This window comes from Clostridium acidisoli DSM 12555, from assembly GCF_900176305.1.
GTDB lineage: Bacteria > Bacillota > Clostridia > Clostridiales > Clostridiaceae > Clostridium_I > Clostridium_I acidisoli.
The window spans coordinates 1-9,151 of record NZ_FWXH01000046.1 but is presented as its reverse complement, the minus strand read 5'-3'; the positions used below and the strand labels follow the sequence as shown (position 1 = coordinate 9,151).

The following is a 9,151-nucleotide window of genomic DNA, read 5'->3' as shown; positions in this document are numbered from 1 at the left end:
GCTTATGCTTGGTTTTACAGTATTGTTTAACTAAGCATTTGCTTATTAAAAATTGTCTGTGCAGGTGTGGCGGAATTGGCAGACGCACTAGACTTAGGATCTAGCGCCTACGGCATGGGGGTTCAAGTCCCTTCACCTGCACCAAATTTAATATGCGGGAGTGGCTCAGTGGTAGAGCGTCACCTTGCCAAGGTGAACGTCGCGAGTTCGAATCTCGTCTTCCGCTCCAATACAATATGCGGGTGTAACTCAATGGTAGAGTGTCAGCCTTCCAAGCTGATTACGAGGGTTCGATTCCCTTCACCCGCTCCATAATATGCGTTTTTAGCTCAGTTGGATAGAGCAACGCCCTTCTAAGGCGTGGGCCGGGGGTTCGAATCCCTTAAAACGCACCAAAGTAACTTCTTTTAAAGAGGTTACTTTTTGATTTAACAAAAAATAGGATATATTAATAAAAACTGTGGATAACTTTTATATTATCCACAGTTTTTTAATAGATATAAACACATTTCTGTTAATAATTTTTTTAAAAGCGTATATTTTGTACTTGAATTAATAAATTTATCAACATATAGTGGTGTTTATAATGTGGATAAGTTATCTACAAAGCTAAACCCTTGTATGAAAAGCTTTTAGCATTAAAAACAGTAATTGTGCATAACTTATCAACAGGGTGTGTTAATATATACACATTTGTAGTATACTTTGTGGAATAGTATACTAATATGTATGTAATAAGGAGTAGAATGTAATAATATGAGAATAGATAAAAATGTTTTATGTGCGGAGTTTATAAATAGACCTAATAGATTTAAGGCATACGTTAAACTAAATAATGAAGTTGTGATGGTACATGTGCCCAACACAGGAAGATGTAAAGAAATATTGATACAGGGCTGTACAGTTCTTTTAAGAGAGGAAAATGGGATAAATAGAAAAACTAAATATGATTTAATTGCAGCTTTTAAAGGAGATAAACTTATTAATATTGACTCTCAAATACCTAACAAGGTTGTTGAGGAGGCTTTAAAGAAAGGAAATATATGTGGACTAGAAAAATATAAGAAAATAGAGAGAGAAAAGACCTTTGGCAATAGCAGATTTGATTTTAAACTTACAGATAATAAAGAAAACATATATTATCTTGAGATAAAGGGGGTTACATTAGAGGATAGAGGTATAGCTAAATTTCCAGATGCACCAACGGAGAGAGGGTGCAAGCATTTACTTGAACTTATTGAAGCTAAGAAGCAGGGATTTTCAGCAGGTGTTTTGTTTTTATTACAAATGGATAATATGAAACAATTTATGCCATATGATATAATGGATAAAAATTTTGGGGATGCACTTAGAAAGGCAAATGAAGCAGGTGTTGATATTTTTGCATATGAATGTGAGGTTGGTATGGAAAATATAACTTTAACTAAGTCAATTAAGGTAGTTTTGTAAATTTGAAAGCGTATATACATTATGGATTTTTTTAATTATAATATTTTTTGAGGATGAATAAAGTAAACAGGAGGAATAATTATTATGAAGTTTATATACTGCCCTATATGTGGAGGACGGCTTGAAGAAAAATATAGTTATGATGAAGGTGGAGTGCCATACTGTCCAATAGATGATATTATGTATTTCGATACTCCTAAACCATGTATAATAGTTGCTGTGGTTAAGGACAATAAAATGTTATTGATGCTTAGACAAAATTATACATTTAAAGATTCTAAGGTTCTTGTTTCTGGATATGTAAGTAATGGCGAAGAAGTTGAAGAAACAGTTTTAAGGGAAGTTAAGGAAGAAACCGGCATAATCGCAAAAGATCCAAAATATTTAGGAAGTTACTATCTAAAAGCTAAAGAAATAGTAATGCTTACGTTTATGGCGAAATATGAGGCTGGAGAAATAATTAGCTCAGAGGAAGTAGATTGGGCTGGATGGACCAATATAGAAAATGCTATAGATGAAATGGGCGAAGATACAATAGGTAAAAGTGTAGTAAAAATGGTATTAGAAGAAATAAAAAATGTCCGGAATTAGAAGCATGCTATAATAATTCTGGACATGATGTACTTATTCTTTTTCTATAGTGACAGCAGTACCATAACACAAAACTTCTGTTATTCCTGATGCAATTTCATTGGCATCGTATTTCATCCCAATAATGGCATTAGCCCCAAGAGAACTAGCATGTTCAAGCATGTTTTTAAAAGCGTCCTCTCTTGTTTGTTCGCAAAGCTTAGAATATAGTGAAATATCACCACCTACAAGGCTTTGAAAGCCAGCGCCGATATTACCAAATAGACTTCTTGAACGAACAATTATTCCTCTTACTATTCCGTGGTTTTTTATTACTTTATATCCTTGAAAGTCAAAGGCTGTAGTTACAAAATTCTTGTCCATAAGTATTCACTCCCCTTATAATTTTTTTATAAGATATCTTTAAGTATAAGAAATATAAATAAACAATATAACTAATTGAAGGATTTGTCAACGATATTAAAAAATGTGAAAAATATTAATATTTTAAATATAGAAAATTAATCTATAAAGTGATAATATGATTTTATAATATATGTAAAGGTTAGAGAAGATTTTATTGTAGAGGTGAGATAATGGCAAATAAATATGTCCCAGATGTAAAAGGTACACTAAGAAGTCACATGATAGAATTGCCATCAATAATAAGAAATGCCAGTGGTATAAGGGTTTTCGGCAAAAGATTAAAATCATTTGTGTTTTCAACTGATGTTGCAATAATAAGAAATACGAATGCAGACGCTGTAATTGCAGTTTATCCGTTTACACCACAACCTGTTATAACATCGGCACTTCTAATGGCTGCCGATGTTCCAGTTTTTTGCGGGGTAGGTGGAGGACTTACAACAGGGAAAAGGGTTATAAATCTGGCTCTAGATGCTGAATTTAAAGGGGCTATGGGAGTTGTATTAAATGGCCCAACTCCAAATGAAGTATTAAGGCAGGTAAGAGAAACAATTGATATACCAATTGTAGTAAGTGTGCTTTCAGAATATGAAGATATACAATCAAGGATAGATTCAGGAGCTACAATTTTAAATGTTTCTGGTGCTAAAAGAACCCCTCACATAGTAAGGATGATAAGAGAACAATTTCCTGAATTCCCCATAATAGCAACAGGAGGCAATACAGAGGAATCTATAAGAGAAACCATAGATGCTGGTGCAAATGCAATCACATATACTCCAGAAGCCAGTGGTAATATATTTAGCGAAATAATGGATACTTACAGAGATAGATACAAGGAACTAGAAAATAGACAAAAATGAGGTGTAATAGTGATTAAAGAAGAAGCTAATTGCAAATATTGTCCAGAGTTTTTGGAAGGTAATTGCGATAAAAATGTGCAGGATTGTATGTGCAAAAAGTGTCCAAGAAATTTAGGACAGTGCTTAACTACAAGATATTGTAGAGAAACAGAATCAATACTTGCATAAATAAAAGTAAAGGGTAGTGAGAATATGGACAAATGTGTAGAAAATAAATTAAATGAGCTTAGAGAATATCTGAAAAAAATAGAATATATTAATAGTTCTATAGCATTACTACAATGGGATAGCATGATAAATATGCCGAAAAAAGCAATACAGTATAGAAGTCAGATGTTAGGCTATTTGTCTGGAGAAAGTTATAAACTCTCTACATCAGAAGAAATTAAAGGGTATATAGAGTATTTCAAAGACATAGATGGACTTAATGACACGGAAAAGGCAATTATATCAAACATTAGAAGAGAATATGAAAGAACTAAGAAGATCCCTGAAAAGGAGTACAAAGATTACGTTATGGATGGATCATTATCAGGTTCGGCATGGGAAGAAGCAAAAGAGAAATCTGATTTTAAAATTTTTGAACCTCATTTAAAAAAGATGGTTGAATATAATCAAAGGTTCGTAGAGTATTGGGGATATGAAGGTAATAAATACAATGCTCTTTTAGATATTTATGAGCCTGGTATTAATACAGAAAAGTTAGATGCTCTATTTGGCCAGCTTAGAGATGCTATTGTAAAACTTTTGAAAAAAATTAGAGAATCACAGTATAAGCCAAATACGGAGTTTTTTACTAAGAGTTTTAGTAAAGAGTCACAAGAAGTTTTTGCTAAAAAGATAATGGATAAGATGGAATATGACTATAAAGGGGCAGGTAGATTTGATGAATCTGTGCACCCATTTACCACTAATTTTGGCAATAAAGATGTAAGAATAACCACTCATTATTACGAAAACGACTTTAGATCAGCTTTATTTAGTTTTATTCATGAATCTGGGCACGCAATTTATGAACAAGATATCCCTGATGATTTACAAGGAACTTTATTAGCTACAGGTGCATCTATGGGTATTCATGAGTCTCAGTCTAGATTTTATGAAAACATTATAGGAAGGAGTAAGGCGTTTTGGGAGTTTTTTTATCCGAAAGCTTTAGAAATATTCCCTCAATTTAAAGGTGTAACACTAGACGAGTTTTATGATGGAATCAACGATGTTAATCCATCATTAATAAGAACAGAAGCAGATGAGTTAACATATAGTTTACACATAATAATAAGGTATGAAATTGAGAAGGCCCTTATAAATGGAGATATTGAGGTTAAAGATTTACCTAGAATTTGGAATGAAAAATATAAAGAGTATTTAGGCGTTGAATCTGAAAATGATGCTGAAGGTGTGCTTCAGGATGTTCATTGGTCAGATGGAAGCTTTGGATATTTTCCAAGTTATGCTCTTGGAAATTTATATGGTGCTCAATTTTTAAAAAAAATGGAGGAAAATATACCTGAGTTGTTTACTGAAATAGCTAAAGGAAACCTAAATATAGTTCATAATTGGCTAAAAGACAATATACACAAATATGGAGCAATTTATAAGCCAGTAGATTTGATTAAAAAAGTAACTGGAGAAGAGCTCACAGCTAAATATTTTATTGATTATCTAAATTCAAAATATACAGGTATATATTCAAAATAAAATTAATATAAGTATAACTTAAGAAATTTTACACATACTAGAAATAGTATGTGTAAAATTTTTTTTAGGTGGTGCTTATTTATGATAGAAAATGAAATGAAGAGTGTTGTTGCAGAAAACTGCGAGGAGTATAATCCTAAACTCAAAATTTCAGCTATGAGTGTAGGAAAATCATGCAATAGCTGTGGAAATTGTGTGAATTTTAAAGGTGAGAAGTGTGTAAAAGGATTGTATGAGGATATAAAAGATATAATAAGAATAAATTAAAAAATCAAAAAAAATTATAAAATATGTTAAAAATTGAGTTTAGCATATTGTGGACACGAGGATCATGTGATATAATGTAAACGTACACAACAAATATACATTATTCACTTTTTTCCACGGGGTACTCGAGGCGAGAGGACAGTTGGGATATAAAAGTTTAATTATGGGTTTATTAATGTTTTCATGGGTTTAAAAATGGTTTATGTGTTATTTACCTATTGGGGGATGGGGACTTTAATACAATAAACTAAATAGGTAAAGCTACGGGATTAATAAAGGAAAAGGTTTACCTAAGTTTAACATGCAGTTAATGGGTATAACTGCACTGTAAAAAAGACTACAGCTTGTGCACTGTAGTCTTTTTGCTTTAAGAAAATTTGACTTTAACTGTATAAATGGAGCCTTTAGTATTAACTATTGATTTGATTAAGTTAACCATAGAACTTTCAGAGTTAGATATTGCAGTATTATAATATTGTTTTTCTAACATTTTTTCTCTCATTTTAGATTCAACTGTTTTTTCTAATAGTTGTTGATCCTCGGTGGACAACTTGATTTCTCCAAATCTAAGAAGACCTTTATCAGTATCTTCATAAGAGGTTTTGTCATGATTTATATTTATCATTTCAATGGCTGGATTTTTTATGGTTACAGTTATGGTATTTTCTTTTATATCTATATTTTTACTACTCAAAGTGGATAGATCTATAGAATAAAGACCAGTACCTACAAAATTTATGTTTTGTATCTTCTTAAATATACTCCAATCTCCCCAACTGTTATCAACTGTTATCTTCTCATTAAGTTCAACTTCAGTAGTTATAAGTTTTTGTTTTTGTTTAATAGCACTAACCAAGGTTTCTTTGGATATAAACTTTTTAGAACCATCTTCAGTTTTTGATATTGTCCAAGTCTTTGAAGAGGAGTTAGGTAGAACATATATCCTATATGCAATGCCAAAACCTACAATGAGACATAATACAATTAAGAGTATCGTTCTTTTTTTTAAAGCTAATTTCATTAAATTTACCACCATCCTAATTGTGAGGTTTTTTCTTATATTAACTTATATTCTACCATAAATATAGTATTGAAAATGTAAAAAAAATAAATATTTTGTAAATGAAACATGCTTTTTACCAGTTATTTAAGAAGTCATATAAAGCTGGGTATACATTTAAAGTAGACATAAGATTTATGTATGAATCCATTAATGCGTCATTATCTTCTTTTACCTTTAAAGCTCGTATCATTAGATTCTTAGGAGTTTCAAGAGGTGAAATATATTCAACTACAGAAACATCATAACCTTTAGCTTCTAACATAAGGCTTCTCATACCATCAGTAAGAACGTCAGCAAGTCTTGTTTTAAAAACACCATATTTGGTTATATCTTTAAATGGCTCATATTTGTATTGACTTAAAAATTCTTTATGGCAGCAAGGCACAGCTATTATGACGTCTGATTCAAGACGTATTCCAAGGGCTAATGCCATATCTGTTGCAGTATCACAGGCATGCAGTGAAATAACCACATTTATATTTTTGTTAGGACAATAATCCTTAATGTCCATGGCATGAAACTCCATATTTCTATATCCAAGATTGTTTGCCATATTTTTAGAAGCTGAAATTACAGTTTCAGAATGATCAAGACCTATAAAGTGACATTTTATCTTTTTAACTTCTGTAAGATAATAGTTAAGTACAAAAGTTAAGTAAGATTTTCCACAACCACAATCTAAAATGTTTATAATTTTATTTCTGGGAAGTTTATCTAAAATGCCTTCTAGAAGTTCAACATACCGATCTATTTGATTATATTTTCTAATCTTGTCGTTTTTGATTTTACCATCTTTAGTCATTATTCCGATTTCTTTTAATAGAGCATCTGCCATTCCAACTTTTATATAATAGTTACGATTTAGAAGTGAGGAAGTTTTTAGAGGCTTATCAGCATCATTGTCTTCTTTAACAGAAACATTAGACATCCTTACATTCTTGTTATCTGCAGTAATAACTACATTTGTACCCCTTTCTTTGTACGTAAATTCCACCGCATCATATTTTTCAGTTTCACATATTATTTTGTCCAAAAGATCTTCAATAGAATAGCATTCAGTTTTTCCATTAAAATTATATTTTATAATATCATTCTCATATAAGCCAATACCATTAAATTCTTTCAAACCAGCAGTATATTTAACGGTTATACCATTAAATATAGAACTATTTTCAGTGAACCTATTCTGTAGTCCTACAAGGAAAAGTTTAAGCTTGCTTAAATTTTGTTTGTTCATAATAATCACCATATACCTTTCTAAAAAACAATTATGTCCTTAAATAAATCATAAACATATTATGATTTATTAATAGTATGCTGTAAAGGTATTTTAATTATTTTAAAAGTTAAAAATGGAACATATGATATAATGTTAGCTGTTATATGTTTAAATTATTATAGTGAAGTGAAGAAAAAATTATAATAGACGATATTATAAATAAGTATTTCATTGAATGGGAGAAGACAATGATTAAAGAGTCAAATATAACTATGGAACTTGCAAATGGTAAAACAAGAGAATATATAATTAGAGATAAACTTAGAATAACTATAGGAAGAATAACTATAATTGATATATCTAAAGAAAATAAATATTGTCTTGCTAGAATAAAATTTTATAGGCATGATTATAAAGGTGCGCAATTTTTAGAGGAAAGTCTTAAGCTGTTTATAACATCACTATTTAAAAATGAAAACATAAATAAGATTAATATTATAGTAGATGAAGAAATTAGTACAAGACCTTTCATAAGTGCAGGCTTCACTCTTGAGGGAATATTAACCAACAGCATTTATTACAATAAAATATATAAAAATGAAATAGTTTTTGGAATAGACTCTAACACAAATAGTATTCTCAGTACTGTTAATATTTTAAGGTTATATGGGAAAAATATAAATTTAAAAATATTAAATGTTGATGATGCAAACGATATGCTTGATTATTATATTAGAAACAAGGAACACCTTAGAAGATATGAACCTAGTAGAGACGAAAGCTTTTATTCCTTGGAAGCTCAAAAGCAAATATTAGTTGAAAATTATAAACAATTTTTAAATGGTGTAGGTGCTTGTTTTGGAATATATAAGGATAATAAGCTTATAGGTAAGATACAACTGTCAAATATTGTATTTGGTGTATTTAAGAGTGGAATCGTTGGATATTCTATGGATAGAGTATATCAAGGAAGAGGTTACATGAAAGAGGCATTAAAGATATTAATGGAATATGCATTCAAGGAAATGGGACTTCATAGAATAGAGGCATCTACCTTATTAGACAATGTAAGATCACAAGGGGTATTGAAGAGTTCAGGTTTTATGGAACTTGGAGTAAATAAGAAGTATCTTTTTATAAATGGTCAATGGAAAGACCACATAACTTTTTATAAAATAATAGAAGGATAACAATATAGCAGTATATTAATGAAATGATTTGTATTAAAATAGGAGGTATTTATATGTATACCTTACCTAGTGTATCAACAATCATAAACAACCGAATTCACGAAAAATATGGAGCATTTGTGGTATAATTTAAATAGATAGAGATTAAAGGACAAAACAGTATATATATTTATGGTATTATAAAACACGTCGCAAGTGACAAGCTGCAAATCAACATAAAAAAACATGTTGACAAAGAGTTTGAAACCGTGATATACTATATAAGCTGTCAGATGACAGCGCAGTGATCTTTGAAAATTAAACAGAGTATAAGAATTAAGTAAACCAGCAAATTCTTTTGATGTTAGAAATAACATTAGATAATAAATTAAGCGAAATGAGCTTAATCAAACTTTTAATTGAG

10 protein-coding genes and 4 tRNA genes are annotated in these 9,151 nt (G+C 30.4%); 11 read left to right on the top strand and 3 right to left on the bottom strand.

Features of this window, described 5'->3' with window-relative positions:
- The first annotated feature begins 60 nt into the window (after positions 1–60).
- The 6 genes from B8978_RS19075 to B8978_RS19050 all read left to right on the top strand — a co-directional run bounded on the left by B8978_RS19075 (position 61) and on the right by B8978_RS19050 (position 2,040).
- A tRNA-Leu gene (locus B8978_RS19075) sits at positions 61–144 on the top strand.
- A 10-nt stretch (positions 145–154) separates the two neighbouring features.
- A tRNA-Gly gene (locus B8978_RS19070) sits at positions 155–229 on the top strand.
- Positions 230–238: 9 nt separating this feature from the next.
- Positions 239–312, top strand: a tRNA-Gly gene (locus B8978_RS19065).
- Between the two features lie 6 nt (positions 313–318).
- Positions 319–395: transfer RNA gene (locus B8978_RS19060), tRNA-Arg, on the top strand.
- 361 nt (positions 396–756) lie between these two features.
- A complete protein-coding gene (gene sfsA, locus B8978_RS19055; RefSeq protein WP_084117865.1) occupies positions 757–1,449 on the top strand; it encodes a DNA/RNA nuclease SfsA in 693 nt (230 codons plus the stop codon).
- Positions 1,450–1,533: 84 nt separating this feature from the next.
- Positions 1,534–2,040 (top strand): NAD(+) diphosphatase, encoded by a 507-nt coding sequence (locus tag B8978_RS19050; RefSeq protein ID WP_084117864.1) that lies wholly within the window; start codon positions 1,534–1,536, stop codon positions 2,038–2,040.
- Positions 2,041–2,073: 33 nt separating this feature from the next.
- Here the strand turns inward: B8978_RS19050 and B8978_RS19045 are convergent, their stop codons facing one another.
- A complete protein-coding gene (locus B8978_RS19045; RefSeq protein WP_084117863.1) occupies positions 2,074–2,403 on the bottom strand; it encodes a YbjQ family protein in 330 nt (109 codons plus the stop codon).
- Between the two features lie 212 nt (positions 2,404–2,615).
- On the opposite strand from B8978_RS19045, the gene B8978_RS19040 reads away from it, so the two are divergent.
- The 4 genes from B8978_RS19040 (at position 2,616) to B8978_RS19030 (ending at position 5,276) form a co-directional block, all read left to right on the top strand.
- Positions 2,616–3,308: a beta/alpha barrel domain-containing protein gene (locus B8978_RS19040; RefSeq protein ID WP_084117862.1), complete on the top strand. Its 693-nt coding sequence runs from the start codon at positions 2,616–2,618 to the stop codon at positions 3,306–3,308.
- Positions 3,309–3,317: 9 nt separating this feature from the next.
- Positions 3,318–3,476: a hypothetical protein gene (locus B8978_RS19995; RefSeq protein ID WP_176212762.1), complete on the top strand. Its 159-nt coding sequence runs from the start codon at positions 3,318–3,320 to the stop codon at positions 3,474–3,476.
- A gap of 24 nt (positions 3,477–3,500) precedes the next feature.
- A complete protein-coding gene (locus B8978_RS19035) occupies positions 3,501–5,009 on the top strand; it encodes a carboxypeptidase M32 (RefSeq protein WP_084117861.1) in 1,509 nt (502 codons plus the stop codon).
- 81 nt (positions 5,010–5,090) lie between these two features.
- Positions 5,091–5,276, top strand: a complete 186-nt coding sequence (locus tag B8978_RS19030) for a hypothetical protein (protein ID WP_084117860.1) — start codon at positions 5,091–5,093, stop codon at positions 5,274–5,276.
- 367 nt (positions 5,277–5,643) lie between these two features.
- On the opposite strand, the gene B8978_RS19025 is transcribed toward B8978_RS19030, so the two are convergent.
- Both B8978_RS19025 and B8978_RS19020 read right to left on the bottom strand, forming a co-directional pair.
- Positions 5,644–6,297, bottom strand: a complete 654-nt coding sequence (locus tag B8978_RS19025) for a DUF4230 domain-containing protein (RefSeq protein WP_084117859.1) — start codon at positions 6,295–6,297, stop codon at positions 5,644–5,646.
- A 115-nt stretch (positions 6,298–6,412) separates the two neighbouring features.
- On the bottom strand, positions 6,413–7,576 hold the full coding sequence (locus B8978_RS19020) for a class I SAM-dependent methyltransferase (RefSeq protein ID WP_084117858.1): 1,164 nt from the start codon (positions 7,574–7,576) through the stop codon (positions 6,413–6,415).
- Between the two features lie 230 nt (positions 7,577–7,806).
- Here B8978_RS19020 and B8978_RS19015 point away from each other — a divergent pair, with 230 nt between their 5' ends.
- Positions 7,807–8,748: a GNAT family N-acetyltransferase gene (locus B8978_RS19015; RefSeq protein ID WP_084117857.1), complete on the top strand. Its 942-nt coding sequence runs from the start codon at positions 7,807–7,809 to the stop codon at positions 8,746–8,748.
- The last annotated feature ends 403 nt before the right edge of the window (positions 8,749–9,151 follow it).

Bases quoted from the DNA above. Each gene is read 5' to 3' on its own strand.
- sfsA (WP_084117865.1), top strand. From the start codon at position 757: ATGAGAATAGATAAAAATGTTTTATGTGCGGAGTTTATAAATAGACCT.
- B8978_RS19050 (WP_084117864.1), top strand. From the start codon at position 1,534: ATGAAGTTTATATACTGCCCTATATGTGGAGGACGGCTTGAAGAAAAA.
- B8978_RS19045 (WP_084117863.1), bottom strand. From the start codon at position 2,403: ATGGACAAGAATTTTGTAACTACAGCCTTTGACTTTCAAGGATATAAA.
- B8978_RS19040 (WP_084117862.1), top strand. From the start codon at position 2,616: ATGGCAAATAAATATGTCCCAGATGTAAAAGGTACACTAAGAAGTCAC.
- B8978_RS19035 (WP_084117861.1), top strand. From the start codon at position 3,501: ATGGACAAATGTGTAGAAAATAAATTAAATGAGCTTAGAGAATATCTG.
- B8978_RS19030 (WP_084117860.1), top strand. From the start codon at position 5,091: ATGATAGAAAATGAAATGAAGAGTGTTGTTGCAGAAAACTGCGAGGAG.
- B8978_RS19025 (WP_084117859.1), bottom strand. From the start codon at position 6,297: ATGAAATTAGCTTTAAAAAAAAGAACGATACTCTTAATTGTATTATGT.
- B8978_RS19020 (WP_084117858.1), bottom strand. From the start codon at position 7,576: ATGAACAAACAAAATTTAAGCAAGCTTAAACTTTTCCTTGTAGGACTA.
- B8978_RS19015 (WP_084117857.1), top strand. From the start codon at position 7,807: ATGATTAAAGAGTCAAATATAACTATGGAACTTGCAAATGGTAAAACA.